This is a genomic window from Citrobacter sp. Awk 4 (assembly GCF_028069725.1).
GTDB lineage: Bacteria > Pseudomonadota > Gammaproteobacteria > Enterobacterales > Enterobacteriaceae > Citrobacter_D.
Genome location: NZ_JANEWG010000033.1, coordinates 29072 through 48107, shown reverse-complemented (window position 1 = coordinate 48107; position 19036 = coordinate 29072). Strand labels below are relative to the sequence as shown.

General features: G+C 47.9%; 18 protein-coding genes and 3 pseudogenes. 12 read left to right on the top strand and 9 right to left on the bottom strand.

Annotated features, from left to right (window positions below; all coding sequences use genetic code 11):
- Positions 1–215: 215 nt before the first annotated feature.
- The 4 genes and pseudogenes from NNO04_RS14950 to NNO04_RS14935 all read left to right on the top strand — a co-directional run bounded on the left by NNO04_RS14950 (position 216) and on the right by NNO04_RS14935 (position 2498).
- Complete coding sequence (locus tag NNO04_RS14950; RefSeq protein WP_271445343.1) at positions 216–857, top strand: helix-turn-helix domain-containing protein; 642 nt, start codon at positions 216–218, stop codon at positions 855–857.
- A gap of 211 nt (positions 858–1068) precedes the next feature.
- Positions 1069–1187, top strand: a pseudogene (locus NNO04_RS14945) (aldo/keto reductase); the annotation flags it as partial.
- Between the two features lies 1 nt (position 1188).
- Positions 1189–1413, top strand: a pseudogene (locus NNO04_RS14940) (integrase core domain-containing protein); the annotation flags it as partial.
- Positions 1414–1781: 368 nt separating this feature from the next.
- The gene (locus NNO04_RS14935) at positions 1782–2498 is read left to right on the top strand and encodes a YebC/PmpR family DNA-binding transcriptional regulator (protein ID WP_271445342.1); all 717 of its coding nucleotides are present in this window, start codon (positions 1782–1784) and stop codon (positions 2496–2498) included.
- A 353-nt stretch (positions 2499–2851) separates the two neighbouring features.
- Here the strand turns inward: NNO04_RS14935 and NNO04_RS14930 are convergent, their stop codons facing one another.
- The 6 genes from NNO04_RS14930 to yihU are packed head-to-tail and all read right to left on the bottom strand — an operon-like array spanning position 2852 to position 9395.
- Positions 2852–3730: an aldose epimerase family protein gene (locus tag NNO04_RS14930; RefSeq protein ID WP_271445341.1), complete on the bottom strand. Its 879-nt coding sequence runs from the start codon at positions 3728–3730 to the stop codon at positions 2852–2854.
- A gap of 11 nt (positions 3731–3741) precedes the next feature.
- On the bottom strand, positions 3742–5043 hold the full coding sequence (locus NNO04_RS14925) for an MFS transporter (RefSeq protein ID WP_271445340.1): 1302 nt from the start codon (positions 5041–5043) through the stop codon (positions 3742–3744).
- Between the two features lie 57 nt (positions 5044–5100).
- A complete protein-coding gene (locus tag NNO04_RS14920) occupies positions 5101–6522 on the bottom strand; it encodes an MFS transporter (protein ID WP_271445339.1) in 1422 nt (473 codons plus the stop codon).
- A gap of 48 nt (positions 6523–6570) precedes the next feature.
- Positions 6571–7572, bottom strand: a complete 1002-nt coding sequence (locus NNO04_RS14915; protein WP_271445338.1) for a zinc-dependent alcohol dehydrogenase — start codon at positions 7570–7572, stop codon at positions 6571–6573.
- A gap of 10 nt (positions 7573–7582) precedes the next feature.
- Positions 7583–8464, bottom strand: coding sequence for a class II fructose-bisphosphate aldolase (locus NNO04_RS14910; protein ID WP_271445337.1), 882 nt, complete (start codon positions 8462–8464; stop codon positions 7583–7585).
- A 37-nt stretch (positions 8465–8501) separates the two neighbouring features.
- A complete protein-coding gene (gene yihU / locus NNO04_RS14905) occupies positions 8502–9395 on the bottom strand; it encodes a sulfolactaldehyde 3-reductase (protein WP_271445336.1) in 894 nt (297 codons plus the stop codon).
- Between the two features lie 138 nt (positions 9396–9533).
- Here yihU and NNO04_RS14900 point away from each other — a divergent pair, with 138 nt between their 5' ends.
- A complete protein-coding gene (locus tag NNO04_RS14900; protein ID WP_271445335.1) occupies positions 9534–10430 on the top strand; it encodes a PfkB family carbohydrate kinase in 897 nt (298 codons plus the stop codon).
- A 420-nt stretch (positions 10431–10850) separates the two neighbouring features.
- Positions 10851–11663: a DeoR/GlpR family DNA-binding transcription regulator gene (locus tag NNO04_RS14895; protein ID WP_271445334.1), complete on the top strand. Its 813-nt coding sequence runs from the start codon at positions 10851–10853 to the stop codon at positions 11661–11663.
- A gap of 104 nt (positions 11664–11767) precedes the next feature.
- Here NNO04_RS14895 and NNO04_RS22900 read toward each other — a convergent pair.
- Positions 11768–11959: pseudogene (locus tag NNO04_RS22900) on the bottom strand (DUF1889 family protein); the annotation flags it as partial.
- A 237-nt stretch (positions 11960–12196) separates the two neighbouring features.
- On the opposite strand from NNO04_RS22900, the gene NNO04_RS14890 reads away from it, so the two are divergent.
- The 3 genes from NNO04_RS14890 to NNO04_RS14880 are packed head-to-tail and all read left to right on the top strand — an operon-like array spanning position 12197 to position 14015.
- Positions 12197–12706: a tetratricopeptide repeat protein gene (locus tag NNO04_RS14890; protein WP_271445346.1), complete on the top strand. Its 510-nt coding sequence runs from the start codon at positions 12197–12199 to the stop codon at positions 12704–12706.
- Between the two features lie 2 nt (positions 12707–12708).
- A complete protein-coding gene (locus tag NNO04_RS14885; protein ID WP_271445345.1) occupies positions 12709–13239 on the top strand; it encodes an RNA polymerase sigma factor in 531 nt (176 codons plus the stop codon).
- Positions 13236–14015 (top strand): anti-sigma factor family protein, encoded by a 780-nt coding sequence (locus NNO04_RS14880; RefSeq protein WP_271445333.1) that lies wholly within the window; start codon positions 13236–13238, stop codon positions 14013–14015. The genes NNO04_RS14885 and NNO04_RS14880 overlap by 4 nt, the downstream gene beginning before the upstream one ends.
- A 68-nt stretch (positions 14016–14083) precedes the next feature.
- On the opposite strand, the gene NNO04_RS14875 is transcribed toward NNO04_RS14880, so the two are convergent.
- Together NNO04_RS14875 and pspE are read right to left on the bottom strand one after the other, a co-directional pair.
- Positions 14084–15616: a cyclic diguanylate phosphodiesterase gene (locus tag NNO04_RS14875; protein WP_271445332.1), complete on the bottom strand. Its 1533-nt coding sequence runs from the start codon at positions 15614–15616 to the stop codon at positions 14084–14086.
- 404 nt (positions 15617–16020) lie between these two features.
- A complete protein-coding gene (pspE, locus tag NNO04_RS14870; protein WP_271445344.1) occupies positions 16021–16344 on the bottom strand; it encodes a thiosulfate sulfurtransferase PspE in 324 nt (107 codons plus the stop codon).
- 667 nt (positions 16345–17011) lie between these two features.
- Between pspE and NNO04_RS14865 the strand changes: the two genes are divergently transcribed.
- Genes NNO04_RS14865 through fliP form a run of 3 tightly spaced genes read left to right on the top strand, consistent with a single transcriptional unit; the run spans position 17012 to position 19036 of the window.
- Positions 17012–17896 carry a FliM/FliN family flagellar motor switch protein gene (locus NNO04_RS14865; protein WP_271445331.1) on the top strand — a complete coding sequence of 295 codons (885 nt, stop codon included), beginning with the start codon at positions 17012–17014 and terminating at the stop codon, positions 17894–17896.
- Positions 17897–17916: 20 nt separating this feature from the next.
- Positions 17917–18297 carry a FliM/FliN family flagellar motor switch protein gene (locus NNO04_RS14860; RefSeq protein ID WP_271445330.1) on the top strand — a complete coding sequence of 127 codons (381 nt, stop codon included), beginning with the start codon at positions 17917–17919 and terminating at the stop codon, positions 18295–18297.
- A 4-nt stretch (positions 18298–18301) separates the two neighbouring features.
- Entirely contained in the window at positions 18302–19036 is a 735-nt protein-coding gene (gene fliP, locus NNO04_RS14855; protein WP_271445329.1) for a flagellar type III secretion system pore protein FliP, read from the top strand.

The window sequence follows — 19036 nt, the reverse complement described above, 5'->3', positions numbered from 1 at the left end:
TCTGTATATATACCAGAATATATCTATAACAAATGCCAAAAGCGGAATTTATTAAAAATTATAACAACTAATATTTCAAACGTATTACTGATGTCATTTTTCAGTAATCATTTAATAAATGTAATATTTGAAACTTGCATTAATCGAAACAACACCAGGGAAAATCATTAAAAAAGGCTTATGTTTAAATAAGCTGCAGAAAGGGTTTGTATACTATGTATAGTAATATAATGTCTTCAAATGAACTGTTGGAAAATGCAAACTGTATCATTGGTAGTGAGATTGACAATCATCCCCAAAGACTTAGAATAATATCTTCCAAAAAACACTCTATACCATTTTATAACGGAAAAGAAAAATCGGTATTTCACTTAATTTCAGGTGAAATAGAAATACGTAATATCCAAAATGANTTAATTATTGTTAATGTAGATGCACCCGCTATCCTCGGACTTTCGAGTATGTCTTCAGATGAGGACTGTTACTATATTCATACTGTAACGAATGTTGAACTCACTTCCATTCCCCTTTCCGATTTTATTGATATGGCTGATCATAAAAGTCTTTGGCGACATATATCAGTAATACTTTCGTTTTATATCAATATTTATTACCTTAGAGATATGATGCTCTCGCAAGCAAGTGTCTACACTATTATAAAAAACCATCTTGAAATAATGTGGTCGTTAAAAAAGGATAAGCTTGAAGAAATATCAGTATTTGACTTCATCCTGAACAGAACCCCAGTTTCAAGAAGTTCACTAAATAAAGTATTGAAAGATCTTTCTGCCGGTGGTTATATTGAAATAAAAAGAGGGCGACTGGTTTCAATGAATAAACTACCATTGGGTTACTGATGAATAATGTCTATTTTTAGAATGGGGGTAGATCGGCTAAGAACAATATCACTGACGACATGGTATGAACCACGATGTCAGATACAAAGCCGACCGTCAGACACTGGCAAATTAATGAATAAATCTAATAAACCATAGCTAATTAGCCTACCTAACCAGATAAATCAGTATACGTTATGCTTTTCCCCGACAATAGCGGGAGGAAAACATCATGCAAACAGTAAATCGACATAACGGTATTGTGAAATGCCCCTGCTGGGCTTTGGTGTCTTCCAGATGACGGATGCTGCGGAATGCGAAAGAGCCGTTATTGATACCATCGAAACGGGATAAGCCGACGCAGAAGGCTTTCATTGAGCGCTTTAACCGGGCATACCGTACGGAAATACTCGATTTTTATCTGTTCAGAACGCTGAATGAAGTGCGGGATATCACGGAAAAATGGTTGTCAGAATGTAACTGTGAACGCCCGCATGAATCACTGAACAATATGACGCCGGAGGAATATCGACAACACCATTATTTGGCCGGGATCTCAAAAAATGCATGGAACTAATACGGGTCTATTTACAGAAACACCATCAATAAGGCGCAGCGCACGATGCCCTGTAGCGCTCTGTAAGCAGGGCCGCGGCAACTTTAATAGTTGGTATCTTTACCTGAATTATCACGCTTGTTTCTCTTGTCTCATGTATTATTGCTGCGGTTCAATTATTAAGAATAAATACAAAAGAATCAGGAGAAATTTCAGAAATAATTTATCTACAATGTTAACTATTAATGAAATTAAAGTAACATTTCGTAAAGCTGGAGTTTTTATTTCTCATAGACGAGAATTTACATATCATGATATAATGTGACAGAAAAACACGCAGATTATTAATCTGCCAGTAATGTAAATAAATTTTTGAGGAGACTATTCCAGTGGGACGTAAATGGGCCAATATTGTTGCTAAAAAAACGGCTAAAGACGGTGCAACGTCTAACGTATATGCAAAGTTCGGCGTAGAAATCTATGCTGCTGCTAAACAAGGTGAGCCAGACCCTGAATTAAACTCATCTTTAAAATTCGTTATTGAACGTGCGAAACAGGCACAGGTTCCAAAGCACGTTATTGATAAAGCAATTGATAAAGCCAAAGGTGGCGGAGATGAAACGTTCGTGCCAGGCCGTTATGAAGGCTTTGGACCAAGTGGTTCAATGATTATCGCTGAAACATTGACGTCAAATGTTAACCGTACGATTGCTAATATACGCTCAATTTTCAATAAAAAAGGCGGGAATATCGGTGCGGCAGGTGCTGTCAGCTATATGTTTGACAATACCGGAGTGATTGTATTTAAAGGAACAGACTCTGACCATATTTTTGAAATTTTGCTTGATGCTGAAGTTGAGGTTCGTGATGTAACCGAAGAAGAAGGCAATATCGTTGTTTATACTGAATCTACAGACCTTCACAAAGGAATTGCAGCGCTAAAAGCAGCTGGAATTACTGAATTTTCAACAACAGAATTAGAAATGATTGCTCAATCAGAAATTGAACTTTCACCAGAAGATTTAGAAATCTTTGAAGGACTTGTTGATGCCCTTGAAGATGACGATGATGTTCAAAAGGTATATCATAACGTTGCTAATCTCTAATTATAAATTAAAAGAATCTGTCATTATGGCAGATTTTTAACTTGTGAAATTGTTATAAAAACATATTTAGCCAGGTTTTTTGATTATGAAAATAGTTAAAAATACCATCTCCAAAAAGAGATTACATTAATTGGAATTCCTGGCCATAGCCATCTAATGGTAGACGGAAAAGGCGTGTTCTCTACTCCTGACTCCAGTGTTAGCATCGGCAGTTCGCTTAAAACGGCCAGTTTACCCCTGGAGTGGCTTGATTTCATTGGCATGTGGGGGATTTTTACATCGGTAGTAACATCGATGAAAATAATCCACAGCCGTCCGATTACGGGACTGCTGTGGATTCAGTGAGCCGTTATTTACGCAATACCGCGTGTGAAGGTCAGTATGCTGGTAATTTCAGTCGGTTGATCCGGTGTGGTCAGATTAACCTGGTGGCTGTTAATGCCATTGGGTCGATCCGTCAATGTATTCACGCAGGTCGCATCAGGTTGTTTATCAAATACCGTCAGATAATGGCCAGTGCTGGAGATATTGAGGGTTAATTTACTTCCCCAGTATAATGAAACATTAGCCCCGCAATTAAATCCAAAAGTATCATCCCACGGCCCATTTCCTGGTGCTACCCGGTTTCCGGTCGGGACTTCATTGTTTCCAGGCTCTTCCTGCCAGTCGGCACGGAAATTTACCAGCAACTGATTTTCTTCAGCGCCATCCAGTTGTTTTTTGAACCATGGATGCCAGCCAGCACTGGCAGGGAACGCACGCTCAGCGGTAAAAATACTGAGTTTCATGATGACGTTATTGCCTTCCAGACGAACTTCATACAATACGCTGCCTGTAAACGGCCATGGGTCACTCAGTTCAATACGGAACAATGCTTGTGTTTTTGTTGCGTACAGGACTTCCCAGCGCTGCATACAAGCGATACCGTGCATCGCATGCGGAAATTTATTCTGCGGTAATTGATAGCGTATGCCTTCGTGGTTAAAAACCCCGTTTTCTACACGACCGACCCAGGGAACCATAGGGAAACATCCATACTGGAAGGCACGCTTTCCCTGCTCCCAGGGACGCAATGTTTCCATCCCAAAGGCCTGCATGGAGCGGATACGACAACCATCATCCGGATAAATACTCAGTGTCAGATCCTGGTTACTGAGTGTGATGACAGGACCAACAGGGCCTGGCCAATCGGTCGCAAAATCTTGTTGAAGGCGGGTAAAATGTTCAGTCATAGGGCTTCCTGTTATATTTTCGATTCAGAAATATGTCTGTTAATTAAATGGACGCACATAAAAGAGATTGCAGAAATACTGACGACAAAGGCAGCAATGAGCCACGGTTGTCCATTATTTTGATTAAGCAGCCAGGTACAGATAAAGGGCGTCATGCCGCCAAGAATGGCAGAAAACTGATAGGCAACCGAAAGCCCAGAATATCGGACGCGGGCGCGGAACATATTCGTAAACATCGTTGGCTGGACAGCGAACATCATTGTTGGCCCAAGGTTATAAGCCAGAATCATGGCCAATGTGATGAGCATGGCATCGCCGGTATGCAGCATATAAAAATACGGGAACATTGCGATAACTAAAAATCCGGCCCCCCATTTATATATGCGTCGTTGACCGTAATGATCAGACAACCACCCCGCAAGTGGGCAAATAATTATCCCCACCGCTGAAGCGATCATGATGGCCTTTAAGGGTAAATCTTTCCCCATCGCTAATTGAACAGCGACATAAGAAATCGCGAATGCATTCACGGTATTTGAAGATACTGTTTCAGCAAGACGGGCGCCAAAGGCAAGAAAGATATTTCTGCGGTGATGCTTGAATAGTGCGACCAGCGGTTTGGCATCGTCCGGATGCGGCGCATCTTTACACAGATTCAGGGTTTCAACCGAATGAGCACGTATATACATGCCGGCGATAGCCATGACAGCCGAAAGTAAAAAGGGAATACGCCATCCCCACGCCATCATCTGCTCGTCAGTCAGGAACTGATACAACAGCCAGAAAATGGCGGTTGCCAACATGATCCCGGCGGATGCCGCGACTTGAGGCAATGAACCGATAAATCCGCGACGGTGCTCTGGCGCGGCCTCAATGGAAATCAGCGCCGCACCACCGTATTCGCCGCCAAGGCCAAAACCCTGAACAAGGCGCAATACGACCAGCATTATCGGAGACAAAATTCCGATTGCCTCATAGGTCGGGATCAGGCCAATCAGAAACGTGGACAAACCCACGATGGAGAGCGTCCAGATGAGGGTGACTTTTCGTCCAACTTTGTCACCGAAATGACCAAATACAACGCCACCCAGTGGGCGAGCCAGAAAGCCGACGCCAAAGGTTGCAAACGAGGCCATTGTCCCGAATATCGGATCGGATGTGGGAAAGAAGATTGGGCCGAAAATGATACTGGCTGCAGTTCCGAAGATAAAAAAGTCATACCACTCCAGCAGTGCACCAACAAAGCTACCTGCAACGATTCTACGCAATTTGAGGTGACTAACCGGACTATGTCTCTTGTTATTGTCATGCATATGTAGGGTCTCACAATGGATGGCTAATCCAGCCGGGGTTGCCCCCGGCTATTGAGATCAAGATTTATGGAGGTAATTAATCACTTCTTCATCTTCAGAATCGACATTGGCTTTTTCATAATCCCAGCGAACGAAAAAGCAGGTTATAGCGCCAATGAAAGGGATTGCTGCCAGAATAAAGAAGGCATCCGTACGCCACGCGCCCCAGGCCATTGGCCAAAGTACCAGCCCTGCAATTGCACCTGCACGCATGATAGCTCGTGTAAAACCAATCGCTGCGGTACGAATGCTTGGCGGGAAGGATAAGGTTGCAATGGTCATTCCCAGTCCGCCTGGCCCGGCTGAATGGCAGAAAATAATCATGCCGAGCAGCATCAGTGAGATCCATGGGTTGGCTCCGGCCAACAAGCCCAGTGCGCATAACGCGAAGGTTACGAAGGCAAAACCCCATCCAGCCTGAAAACGAGCGCCAAATTTAGCGACCAGAATGGAACCCAGCCCGCCTCCTGTGACACCACACAGCAGGTTCACCAGTGCCGACCCCCCCAACGCATACGAAAGACCACCAGAGAAAATACCCGCCAGCGTTAGCGGTAGATAAACCCCAACGGCGTTGTATTGCCATGCCTGCATCGTCGCGACGACACAGCCGAGCATAGTGCGATAACGGTATTTCGGCGTGAAGAGCACACCATACGCCCCTTTGATTGACTGGCTTTTCGGCGAGGTGGTCATCGCAGTCGCGTTTGGCGAGATAATGGCGTTAATGTTGTATTGTTCGCGCAGTAGCTTTTCAGCAAGAGAAAACTTACCAACGCGAGCAGCCCAGGTGGCAGATTCGCCGATAATGAAATATCGCAGGACCATGACCAGAATGGCGAATAGGCCGCCAGCAAAAATCCCGTACCGCCACAGATGCGGCTGATCGATAGCCGCAGCATTGAGCAGCATCAGCACCAGATAAACTATTGTGGTGGAGACATACCAGCCCATCTGCCAAAGGTTAACGGAACTGCCCGTTTTCTTAGATTTTGCGCCTTTTAACTCGCTAACTGCGGTCGTGGCCAGCGGGAAATCAATCCCCAGTCCCACCCCCATCAGGATACGGCATAACAGTACAACCCAGATATTCGGGGCAAATGCGACGGCCAGAGCACCGACAGTACACAGTCCCATACCGATCAAAAACGTTTTCTGCTGACCAAAGCGGTTTGCAATGGACTGCGCGTACAAGCCGGCGATCAACGCAGAGACCAGTACAGACGCGTTGACCAGCGCAGCAAACCCAGGAGAGATCCCAAATTGCTGAGCAATGTAACTGTTACCAAAACCCACCATTGTCGCCTGATACGCATCAACCAGAATCCCGCCAAGCGCGACAAAAATTATAAACAGATTAGATTTACGACTGCCTTTATCATTGATTGCATTGACGACATCCTGAGATGTACTGATATGCACTGCTGCTGTAGACATCATAAGACTCCTTTGGAGGTCAGCGAGCATTGCTGACCTCCGGATAAATGATCAGAACTTAATCAATACTTTGATTGAATCAGCGTCCTGCGCACGCTGATAGGCACTGGCGGCCTCATCAATTGTGAATACATCCGTGATCATATCTTCGGTTTTAAACAGACCCTGCTTTAACCACTCAACAGCAGTATCCCAGTCCTGCGCCACATACATCCCGGAGCTACGGATATCGCGTTCGAACCGCTGAACCGGACCAAGATTAAGCTCTACCGGTTTGCTGGGAACGCCCATAATCACGACAGTTCCACCTGCGCGCACCTGGGTCAGCGCCTGGTTCAGGGTGACCTGAGCAGAAACCACATCAATGACGGCGTCGAAACGCTCGCTTTCAGGTAATTCACCGATACCGTATGTCGCAACAGCACCGTATTTTTCAGCCAGCTTGCGTTTACCTGCGTCGGGTTCAATCACATGGATCTCATTAATACCCTTGATAAACGCGGCCTGGACTACGGACAATCCAATGGTACCGGCACCAATGATTAACAGCTTGCCGCGGTTCTCTGGCGGAATTCGATCAACGCAATGCGTTCCGCAAGCAATGACTTCAGCCAGGGCCAGTTGCTCCAGAGGAATGGTTTTACAGGCTACATGCACGTTATGCGCTGGAACAATTAACTCTGATTTGCCGAAACCCGGCGCGCGGAAGCCGGCGACCTGAGGAGGTTCGCACAGGTTATATTGACCACGCAGACAAGCCGGGCAACGCATACAGGCCATGATGGGATCGAGCACCGCATGATCGCCGACAGAGATCCCTTTTACGTCAGCCCCTACTTCCAGAACTTCCACACAAACTTCATGCCCTGGAACCATTGGCGGTTTTGCAAACGGGTGACCACCGTGCAAAACATGAATTTCTGAACCGCAGACGCCCATAAAGCGGGTTGCGACTCGTACTTCATGAGCTTCAAGCTCATGCGGCTCGAGAGTAACCATCTCCATTCTGACCGAATTGATGGCGTCAAATTTTACTTGTTTTAGGATAGTCATAAGGTTGCCCTCAAATTTCGGCGTCAGAGAGTAAAGAAGCGGCCTGATTTTCACTTCCGAACAGTTTGATTTTTTCGATAACGGTTTCTTTCATACGGGTTTTTCCTGTATTCATCAGGAAAGCCAGGGTGAAGTCCTCAGGGTTTTTGCTCATGAATTCGCCGACGCCGCCGATAAAGGCCTGTCTTAACTCGGTATCTACGTTCACTTTGGCAATACCGGCCTTAATCGCTGCTTTTACCTGATCGTCCGGAATACCAGACCCGCCATGCAGCACCAGTGGTGTGCCAGTGGCTTCTTTGATATCAGCAAGGCGCTCCAGCGCCAGTTTAGGTGCCTGGGTGTAAACGCCGTGCGCTGTGCCGCAGGAAACCGCCAGATAGTCCACACCGGTGGCATCAACAAAGGATTTAGCTTCTGCCACGGTGGTGATCAGGGCATCTTTTTCATCCACACTAAGATCATCTTCAGTGCCGCCGATCTTGCCAATTTCGCCTTCAACACCCAGGCCCAACGCATGACCGATTTCGACTACCTGACGGGTAATTCGAATATTTTCCTGATCATCAAGTTGCGAGCCATCAAACATGACCGAATCAAATCCAATACTTACTGCTTTCACGATTTGCGGATATTTGTGGCAATGATCCAGGTGAATACAAACCGGAATGTTGTAATTCGCAATAGCCGCATCAAAAACCCGTTTTACCGTTTCGATACCGTGGGTATTAATAACCCGCTGGCCAATCTGAATCATGACCGGAGACTGAGTCTCCTGAGCTGCGTCTAAAATAGCCTGTGCAGTTTCTAAATTATGAGCACTGAAAGCACCGACTGCGTAACCGTGCTTAACTGCATGGGCGATCATTTTTTTACCGGAGACGTAAGACATGGTTTTCCTCTATAACGGATTTTACTGAGCTAATGATTTAATTAATTTTTGAAGGAACGGCTGCGGCATCGCGGATTTCTTCAACGATGGCGGTCCAGTCCTGTTTTTCACGGCCATGAGCTTTGGCCTGGGTGTATACCATAGTGGCCGCGGCGCCCATCGGCATCGGCATATTCAACTTGTTGGCGACATCCATCACGATGCCCAGATCTTTTTGCGCCAGACCGAGCATAAATACCGGCGACAGATCGCCTTTCAATAATTTATTCGGCCATGTGGTGGTGAAATGCCCTTTACCAGCAGGTGTTCCGGAAAATACTTTTTCTACAATCTCGTATCTCAGCCCTAATTTTTCGGACAGGACGACAGCTTCTCCCGACAGCGCATTAAGTGCCGCTGACATAAAATTGTTAACCAGTTTGATAGCGATCCCCATACCCGGCCCACCGGCGCGAATCACTTCATTGCCCATACACAGCAGCACATCGTTTGCACGATCAATCTGCTCATCGGTTCCACCAGCCAGAATTAATAAATCGCCGGTGACGGCATGTTCTGAAGTGCGGCCAACCGGGGCATCCATAAATTGCTTGCCGTTGGTTTCGAGTCTCTGGCGGATTTTTTCTGACTCAAGCGGGTGGATCGTGGACATATCAATTAACAGGGCATCGTCGCTCAGGGTATGAATTACGCCCTGCTCATCAAAAATCACACTTTCCACTAATTGCCCGTTAGGAAGCATAGTGATCACGAAATCAGCACCTGAGGCAGCCTCGCGTGGACTGCTTTTTGCCACCGCACCGAGATTTGTAACTTTTTTTACAACTTCGCAATCAATATCGAAAACTGACACCGCATGGTTTTTTTTCAACAAATTGCACACCATGGGAAATCCCATCTGACCAAGACCGATAAACCCTATGTTCGCCATGTAAGCCTCTTTACCAGGATGTATGATTTATTACATTGGAAAATCATATATGAACAAATTTGTAATTTTGGTGACATTGATCTTCTTTTTGAAAATCAGCTTTTCTTACAATGTCAGCATCATCTACAGGAGAGAGTTATGAACAAAGTTGCCTGCGTGGGGATTGCTGTACAGGATCGGATTTACAATGTGATGCAGTTACCGAGCGAGGGAGGGAAGTACATTGCCCACCATTATCATGAAGTGGGCGGTGGGCCGGCAGCCACGGCCGCAGTCGCCGTGACCCGACTGGGTCTTCCTTGCGATTTTATCGGTCGACTGGGTGGCGATGATGTGGGTGCATCATTACTCAAAGAGCTCAGCGAAGAATCCGTTGGCACCAACTATGTAAAAATGTTTACAGGTGGCCGATCAACGCAATCCGCGGTCTTAGTCGATAGCCAGGGCGAGCGTATCATTATCAACCATCCCAGCCCTGATTTGGCGCCAGACACGGACTGGATGGAACACATCGACTTCAGCCAGTATGGTGTTCTTCTGGCGGATGTTCGCTGGCATGAAGGCGCAGTCGAAGCGTTCAAACAAGCAACCAAATATGGGATCCCGACGGTATTAGATGCGGATCTGACTAACCAGGATATTACCGAACTGGTCGCCATGGCCGATCATGCTGTTTTTTCTCAACCTGGTCTGAAAAAGTTTTCCGGTTCAGATAACTATCTTGAAGGTCTGCTTAAGGCGAAAGAGGTTTGCCGGGGGCGGGTGTATGTCACGCTCGGCAGCGCCGGTTGCGACTGGCTTGAGGACGGGGAGTTACGGCATTTCCCTGCGTTTTCTGTCGAAACTGTTGATACCACCGGTGCCGGAGATGTATTCCACGGAGCCTTTGCCGTTGCCGTTGCCCGTGGTCTTGATACCCGCGCCACGGTTGAGTTTGCGTCTGCGGTCGCCGCACTCAAATGTACCAGACCAGGAGGACGTGCCGGTATTCCTGATTCTTCGCTGGTGGAAGAATTTATCAATAAGAGCGCATGATTTAATTTTAATTAATTGATTAATATAATAAATGTTGTGCATTTTGAGGGCGGTTGACGACGTTAAAACCTCCCTCTCATTCACTGCTTGGAAGGCAAATAGCACGCATCATTATTGCCATCCGATTTAAAGAAACAGTGTGATGCGCGCCTGTATCGGGCACCGGTGCTACATTGTCTGAACGCGCTTTTTTATCGGTTGCCCCGACAGCGAGGAGTGAAAGACGTAACTCTCTGACTGGTTTTGGATGCAGAGGTTATGACGCCAAAGACGGCGTTATGGATGACCGTAGAAATGTCAGCGTTCTTAGTTTATAGAATGCGATCAGAGTATTAGGATCTGGCGGGAGCTAGAATGAGAGTGTTAATCTACAGGCTACGCTATGCGTAACCACGTGATTCAGGAAACAGAACAACGTATATGAACGATAAAAAAATCCACAACGCCCCCCGTCTGAACAAAATTCTGGCGATTATAGAAGAACATGGCGCGTGTAGTCAGGATGAGTTAGCGAAACTGTTTGATGTTTCGGTACAGACCATACGTCGCGACTTTGCTACGCTCAGAAATAGCAATCTCATTAATGTCAAAAGTGGCGTTGCTTACATCAATCACGCCGACACCATCATTAATACCGATTTTTCGATGCGTCAGACCACTCATATGGCTGAAAAAGAGGCCATAGCGCTACGTATCGCCCGTGATATACAAGATGGTTCAACTATTTTTCTGACTGCCGGCACTACCATCGAAAAGATAGCGGCTGCGTTATTGAATAAAAAAGATCTGACAGTCATTACCAGCAGCATTCGCGTCGCCAATATTTTATGTTCATCCGAAACAATAAATGTGTTCATCCCGAAGGGAAAAATCAGAAATAACAATGGCGCCATCATCGGTTCCAGCGTTGTTGAAGATATCAGTCAGTTTCATGCTGATTACACCATCACCAGTGTTGGTGCGATAACCGAAGAGGGAGTGCTGCTGGAATACAATATTGATGATGTGGCGATCGCCAGAACAATGATAGGGCAAAGTGAAAAACTGATTGTGGCGACAGATTATTCAAAATTCAGCAGAAAAGCCGCCGTCGTGTTGTGCAAGCCATCTTCGATTGATGCGATTTATTGCGATCAATACCCTTCAGCAGAGTTACAACGTACTTTAGAGGATAATGGCGTCGTTTTTAATAAAGTGGATGTATTGATAAACATGGACGGTGTTGATAGTTAGGCTTGCCAGTCAACCACCGGGCATTGCGCTGTCTATAATCCATGGCAGATGCAGCATGACAAAGAAGGATGCTCCCACAGTGAAGGCGAGAGCATCGGGAAAGTTTACTGTTCTTGCGCGTGCTCAACGGATATCTGAGCCTGAAGTTGCTCACGCATATAGGCGGAAAATATTCAGGTTTTTTAATCAGTAGACGCTCTCCGGATGCGATTTTTTTCAGCCCATCCGATCAATTTTTCCGTAAACCCGGCATTCCATCCCTCATGCTTATCTCTCGCCGCTACCTCTGCTGCACTTGTAATCCCACCCTTTTTAGTTCCACGCATTTTTTGTGACCCCGGCCAGATTGAGAAACCATTACCGTACTGCGCCTTTGTTTTTTAGGCGATCAGCGAATTCAGCGTCTTACCTTGTGACTGCATTTTCTGCGAATAGAAAGCGGTGCTCAGGCGTTTACTCCTTGTTCACCTGCCACACTCATCCAGGAGTTGAAAATGAACGCAAACGCTTTTTCTCGTCGTCATACCCCTTTTATGGTCCTTCCTCTGTTGCTCATTTGTCTGCAAACGCCACAGGTGCTGGCGATGGGCAATAATGATAGCAATAGCAAAACGCCTGACTGCCCGTCAGGGCAGGTCTACGACAGTGTCAGCAAGCAGTGTGTGCCCGAAAAGTCCGGTAGCCTGAGTGACGAGGATAAAACGAATTATGCTTATCATCTGGCGAAAAAAGGCGAGTATCAGGCGGCGTTAAACCTGCTGGATACGCTCAAAAATGGCAATACGGCGGAGGCCTGGAACTATCGCGGTTACGCCACGCGTAAACTTGGTCGCACGGATGAGGGCATTGGCTATTATCAGCGCTCGCTGGCGCTTGAACCCAACTATGCTAAAGCACGGGAATATCTCGGCGAGGCCTGGATGGTGAAGGGGCGTCCGGATCTGGCCAAAGAGCAGCTTAAGATGATTGCCGGTATTTGCGGCCAGGGTTGCGAAGAGTATCGCGATCTTCAGGCCGCGATCAACGGTCATCCCGAATCCTGAACATTGAGGGCAAAATCATTACCACCAGCGACGTTCGCCAGCAGCTTGCCGCTCATCTGACGCGTCTTTGGCGTTATGGCCTGGTATTGTCGCGCGACAGAGATCTTGCTGAAGAACTGGTTCAGTCCACCTGCGTACGCGCGCTCGAGAGGGGCGCGCAGTACACCCCGGGCACACGTATCGACAGATGGCTGTTTTCTATTCTTCATTCAATCTGGATCTCTGAACTGCGCTCGCGGCATGTGCGAATGGGGAAGGGGTTCGTCGCCAGCGAAGAGTTAATTGCCCCGGATTACCGTGAGCAGGATGACGCTCGTCTGCATTACCAGACCATCATGCGGCGGGTAAATGCGCTGCCGGAAGCGCAGCGCAATACGGTATTTTTAGTCTATGTTGAAGGATTTACTTATCAGGAGGCGGCCCAGACGTTAGCGGTTCCTGTTGGCACGATAATGAGCCGACTGGCGGCGGCGCGGGCAACGCTGGCTAAACCCGCCGAGGCGCAGTCTCCGGAAAGGGAGAAACGTTCATGAAGCATCCTCCGTATAACGACGAGACGATTGTTGCCTGGCTTGACGGAGAGATGAGCCAGGACGCTGCGCGTAAGTTCGAGGCGCAGTTGCGCAGTGATGAGCAACTTTCCGAACGTACCGCGGAACTGATGAAAAGCAATCAGGACTTTAAACGCGCGTTTGCCCCCTTGCTTGATGAAGCTCCGCTCGCGCGGATGCAGGATAATCTGGAAAGGCATCTGGATAAAACCCAGGCGCCAGCGTCCGGTATCAGTCGACGCGCACTGGTGGCCGCTTCTGTCAGTTTTCTGGTGATGGGCGCGGGAGTGGGTTATCTGGTGCGTCCGTTGAACAGCGAACAAAGTGAAAACGAACATATTCGCGATCTTGAGGCGCAATATATGGCGCTTTACAGTGCTGAGACGCTGCTGGATATGGACAGTTCAGCGCCGGTTTTACAGCGCGGAATTGCCCGCGTCGCTCAGGATATCGGGCTGCAACTGCGTGAGCAGCAGCTTGAACTGCATGGCGCGGAGTTGAAAATGGTGCGGATGCTGCGTTACGACGCGATGCCTATTGCTCAGATAGCCTGGGTGCATGTCGACTACGGCCCGATGGCGCTGTGTATTTCACCGCAGGAAGACGGGAATTCGACGGAGATTACCCGTGAGAAACGCCACAGCATGAATATTGCCTGGTGGAGCCGAAAGGGATATCAATTTGTCCTGATTGGTCGAAACCCGGAGTCACAACTACAGAAAAGCGCGCGTCAACTGTACGCAGCGCTTTCTCAATGAGGCCATTAAAACGCGGAAGTCCGTTGTCTCTGTGCGGTGCTTTTGCGCCCCGCGTTCAGCTGAATCCCTTAAACCGACGCGTAAAATTGTCTGGCGAAATCCTCCATGGGGATAGGCTTACCGTATAAATATCCCTGCAGATAAGTCACGTTACGCGCTTTCAAATACGCGGCCTGAACGTCATTCTCTACCCCTTCCGCCACGGTTTGCAGATGTAATCGGGAGGCCAGATCAATGATATTGTCGATGATATGGACTGAGTGCGAATCAATGCCAATATTGCTGACAAAGCTCTTGTCGATTTTAAGGACATCCACGTTGAAGCTTTGCAAATACTTCAGGCTGGAGTTCCCCGTGCCGAAATCATCAATGGCGATCAGTACTCCCAGTTTGTGCAGCTCGGCCACCAGTCTTTCTGTCGCGCCATCAGTGACCAGTAATTCCCGCTCGGTGAGTTCCAGAACCAGCTTAACTGGATTGTCACTGAATGCCTGGATGAAGGCCCGGCAGTCCTCCACCAGATTGAAGTCTTTTAATTGGCTGGCGCTGATATTGAAAGCGAAATGGAAATCCTTCGGCAGCAAATGGACCAGCGGTACAAACTGTTTGCGTACCTGGGCCATCAGCATCCGGGTCATCGGCATAATGAGATTACAGCTTTCAGCCAACGGGATGAAACGGTCCGGTGGAATAATGCCGAGTGTGGGATGTGACCAGCGCATCAAAATCTCGCAGCCGATCCAGTGGCTATGCTCTCCGGAGACCACTGGCTGGAAATAGGGAACAAACTCCTGGAGTTCCAGAGCCTGACGCAATTCATGTTCTGGCGTGATAAATCGACCTGACCAGCGAAAGACGCCAAAACCGACAATAACGGCCAGTAAGAACCAGGCGAAAAGCGTGAACCGGGAGAAAATCCAGAAGTAGTGGGCATAATTTGCAGGGGAAATCACGGTTACTATCTGGAAAGGATATCGGGTTGAGGCCTGCTCCAGATATCCCGACATGCTGGATGAGAACTGAGGAACCGTAGATGTCTGCCACTGCTGTTGGCCCACTGCCAGGCCCAGCGGTAAATTGATGCTCATCACATTGAGTTCGGAAAGAATATGATCGCCATAGAGCCTGACCACAATACTGTCAGTGCCAAGGACCATCCGGTAGATAATTAATGGCTGCCCTTTCCTGACCCGGGTGTCGCTCATCAGATAGAGCATCCCGTTGGTATAATTATCAAAACTGATATTTTCTTCATTGCTACCATACAGTGATGAGCAATAAATTTTGTTTCCCCGAACCAGATTGACGCTACGCACGTCTTGCGAGTAGGCCACCTGCGTTCTGAGCTGGAACTCCACAGGTTCAAGACAGGGTTTGCCGAGATTGTCTTTTACGGCTAAAGCCGCATATTTGGCGCTGTCCAGCGTCCCTTCGACCAGTTGCCGGGCATGGGTCATCCGCAGGAGGGTGGTTCGTTTGAGGTTGGATGTTGTCTGCCAGAAGGTACTGATTAACCCTAACAGGATACAAAATAAACTCACCAGAATGGCGCGAACCAGTCGGTATTTGAATCGACGCTTCTTTAACAGACCAAACGGCATAATATTGCCTCTGTACCTCAAGTTAACCGTATAGTTTTACCATTTTGACAGCAAAAGCAGGTGACAGAAGCTGTTATTGCTGAACAAACATCATCAGTACGAACCTACAGTGGCAAGAACGCTGCCACGCATACGACGGTATGTGAAAATGCCAGCATATCAGTAACGTCAGCAACGAAAAAAACATGTTTTGTCCTTTAACGGACAGCTCCTTCGTTAAATTCAACGAATAAGGGGGGAGCCACTCTGCTCCCCCTTATTCAAACGATAGCGGTACCTGACGGCTTTTAATGTCTGGAATAGTCAAATTGACGTGGGTTTTCAGGTGAAGAGGGTAGTGGCCAGGATGAAGCGACACGCTTCAAAAACCACCAGAATAAGAACGAGTTAACCGATACCGGCAATTACTTTTTTATCATCGTCTGCGTTTTTTCAACATCCTTCAGACCGCCTTCATTCACAACATGGGTATAACCCATATCTTTAAGCATGACTTCGGCTTTGCTGGAGTTATTGCCCGTATTGCAATACAGATGCAGGGTGTCGTTTTTATTCTGAGTGACTTCACTGATGCGGTGGTCTATCTGGGAAAGGGGAATATTCACTGCACCACTGACATGGTTTTCCTGAAACTGCGAGGCATCACGAACATCTATCCAATGCTCAGCCGCGTACAAGGAAGTGGACGCTATCAGTAGCGTGCTGGCAAGCAGCAGTTTTTTCATCATTCGAGTCTGGTGAACCATTTTAACGGGTTTCCTTATTGTTCAGGTGACATATTGTCATCATATGCAATTGTTAAGCCATGACAACTAACGGGCTCAATTCTGACGATGAAAACATTACAGGAACAAAAAAGAAAAAACGTTGCCACTACCCGGATTATTTTAAATCACTTTTCTGGGCTGGACTGACCCACGACGGCAGACATTTTTTCTCCCCACATCAAGGCCACTTTTTACCCCCGGAATAAAAAAATCACATTCCGTACAGCTCCTGTTAGGCATGTGTAATTCAGAATTTATCGATTTTAATATTGCAAGTTGCACCCAAGGCATTGCGTGGTGGTAGGTATTTTGATGTGTTTTTTATCAGTTCAATCACCTGACATTGTTCATGTACAGGGCCCTAAGCAATAAACATTTCTTAAAAGACAGAAACGCCCTGCCGAATGAGGTTCACAAGGCAGATTTGCGTTTTTAAACCGTCCCGCGTCGAACTCAACAGCTTCTGGTTGCAGAGCGACGCGCGGGTTTGCTGTAGCGCCTGTACATGAGGCTTCAAAGTCAAAGAGGAATGGGAGTGTGTATTCACGTCTAAAACAGCGAAAACTCGCCGGTTATCCTCCTGAATTTATGGGTATTGCAGACTCATTGTTAATGATAAGTAAACTTCATGGCTAACAAGACACAAAAGAAGAAAGGTCACGTCATTGCACCTGAGCAAGGCAATCTTTACCCCACGATAGAGTTAGGGCTGGTACAGGAATTCCGCTTATTGCACACCTATGTCGACGGCACTATGGAGAGGATTTCAAGGCTACTGGAGCAATTTTTGCGATCCGTTGGCTGTCTTCGGGTTGAACCGCTTGAGCTGGCGTTTCGTGAATTATCCCCCGCCGAGCGAGAGCAGTGGGTGTGGTGCGCCGCACTCGCGCCGCACGGCGGCCGTGCCAGAAAAATGTTTCGCTTTGGCGTACATCGGTCAGCAGTCACCGCGATGACGGAAACGGCGCTGGGCCTCAAGCCGGGAACGCAGATTGAGGTGAACGGCGATCAGCCGCCCAGTGAAACTGAGCGACGTTTTCTGAATCGGATGGGACAGGCTCTGACCCAGGGGGTCAAAACGGAATACCCCGCTTTGCACGATCTGGACTGGCAGCAGCAACCTACGGACGCCCCGGAAAAAAAAGGGTTATGTCTGACGTTGCGCCTGGTTTTTCAGGAGCAATCCTGGCCGCTGACTCTCCACTGGCACATGGCGTTTTCTGAACTTCTGGAGAAGGTGACTGACCAGAAGCCGATGGCATCTCCCATTACCAGAGCGCAACTGGAAGCATCATTGCGAAAAATCCCGGTCCAGCTCAGGACGACCTTATTCAGTACCAAACTGACGATGGTCGAGCTGGAGCAATTCCTGCGCGGGGAGGTGCTTCCCATTGCGCCGCTGGAGCGGGTGTCGCTGGGCTGCGGGAGTTTCTCAATCGGTGGCGGTCAACTCTATGACCGCAATGGGCACCTGGCATTTCAACTGCATGACGTGTCTCAACAGACACCTTAAATACCCTCTGGAGGTTTTGAATGGCTAAAGAATCGAAAATGGATCTGGATATGGCCGGATTGGATGTTGAGGGATTTGACGATCTGTTTGCCAGCGAAGGCGACGCGCTCAACGAGAGCGAACCCGAAGAGAAAGTCATTGAAAAGCGCCCTTTATCTTTCTTCCATCGCTTGCCGGTAACGCTTTCTCTCGAAGTCGCAAGCGTTGAGATCTCGCTGGAAGAGTTGATGACGCTGGCGGAAGGGGCTGTCGTTCAAATGAATAAGTTGAGCCACCAGCCTCTGGACGTGAAGGTCAATGGAGTGTTGATTGGCGCCGCCGAAGTGGTGCTCGTCGAGGGGCACTACGGATTACGAATGACCGAGTTGTTTGATGACATCAACTGGTCAAAGCTGGCGTGACGTAATGAAAACAGCGCTTCTCCTGTTGTTCATCCTGGCGCCAGCGTCAGCCTTTGCCAGCGACGTCCCTCTCCTGACCATTACCGGTGGCGAGGGGCAGCAGGATTTTTCGGTCAAGTTACAGGTCCTGCTGTTGATGACCGTGTTGGGGTTGCTCCCCTCCATGCTGTTGCTGATGACCTGTTTCACCCGAATCATTATTGTGTTGGGGATCCTGCGCCAGGCCATTGGTTTGCAGAGTTCTCCACCGAATCGTCTGCTGATCTCTATCGCACTTAGTATGACGTTGTTGCTGATGAAACCCGTCTGGCAGGATATTTATCAAAATGCTTTCGTCCCTTACGACGAAGACAAGATGACGCTGATGCAGGCGGTCTCCAGAGCTGAGCAACCGCTGCGTAAGTTTATGCTGGCGCAGACGAGAAAGACCGATCTGGATCTGATGCTGAGGGTGGCGGGAGAGTCGCGTACGACCTCGGCACAAGAGGTCAATTTCTTTATTCTGATGCCCGCATTCGTATTGAGCGAATTGAAGACGGCATTTCAGATAGGGTTCATGCTGTTCATTCCGTTTGTGGTTATTGACATGGTGGTGGCCACAGTACTGATGTCGATGGGGATGATGATGCTTTCGCCCATCATCATCTCTTTGCCGATCAAATTGATGGTGTTTGTCCTTGCTGATGGCTGGAGTATGGTGGTCAACACCCTCTCGATGAGCTTCGGGGGGATTCAGTGA

Coding starts and splice junctions, on each gene's coding strand:
- NNO04_RS14930 (WP_271445341.1), bottom strand. CDS start 3,730: ATGACTGAACATTTTACCCGCCTTCAACAAGATTTTGCGACCGATTGG.
- NNO04_RS14925 (WP_271445340.1), bottom strand. CDS start 5,043: ATGCATGACAATAACAAGAGACATAGTCCGGTTAGTCACCTCAAATTG.
- NNO04_RS14920 (WP_271445339.1), bottom strand. CDS start 6,522: ATGATGTCTACAGCAGCAGTGCATATCAGTACATCTCAGGATGTCGTC.
- NNO04_RS14915 (WP_271445338.1), bottom strand. CDS start 7,572: ATGACTATCCTAAAACAAGTAAAATTTGACGCCATCAATTCGGTCAGA.
- NNO04_RS14910 (WP_271445337.1), bottom strand. CDS start 8,464: ATGTCTTACGTCTCCGGTAAAAAAATGATCGCCCATGCAGTTAAGCAC.
- yihU (WP_271445336.1), bottom strand. CDS start 9,395: ATGGCGAACATAGGGTTTATCGGTCTTGGTCAGATGGGATTTCCCATG.
- NNO04_RS14900 (WP_271445335.1), top strand. CDS start 9,534: ATGAACAAAGTTGCCTGCGTGGGGATTGCTGTACAGGATCGGATTTAC.
- NNO04_RS14895 (WP_271445334.1), top strand. CDS start 10,851: ATGAACGATAAAAAAATCCACAACGCCCCCCGTCTGAACAAAATTCTG.
- NNO04_RS14890 (WP_271445346.1), top strand. CDS start 12,197: ATGGTCCTTCCTCTGTTGCTCATTTGTCTGCAAACGCCACAGGTGCTG.
- NNO04_RS14880 (WP_271445333.1), top strand. CDS start 13,236: ATGAAGCATCCTCCGTATAACGACGAGACGATTGTTGCCTGGCTTGAC.
- NNO04_RS14875 (WP_271445332.1), bottom strand. CDS start 15,616: ATGCCGTTTGGTCTGTTAAAGAAGCGTCGATTCAAATACCGACTGGTT.
- pspE (WP_271445344.1), bottom strand. CDS start 16,344: ATGATGAAAAAACTGCTGCTTGCCAGCACGCTACTGATAGCGTCCACT.
- NNO04_RS14865 (WP_271445331.1), top strand. CDS start 17,012: ATGGCTAACAAGACACAAAAGAAGAAAGGTCACGTCATTGCACCTGAG.
- NNO04_RS14860 (WP_271445330.1), top strand. CDS start 17,917: ATGGCTAAAGAATCGAAAATGGATCTGGATATGGCCGGATTGGATGTT.
- fliP (WP_271445329.1), top strand. CDS start 18,302: ATGAAAACAGCGCTTCTCCTGTTGTTCATCCTGGCGCCAGCGTCAGCC.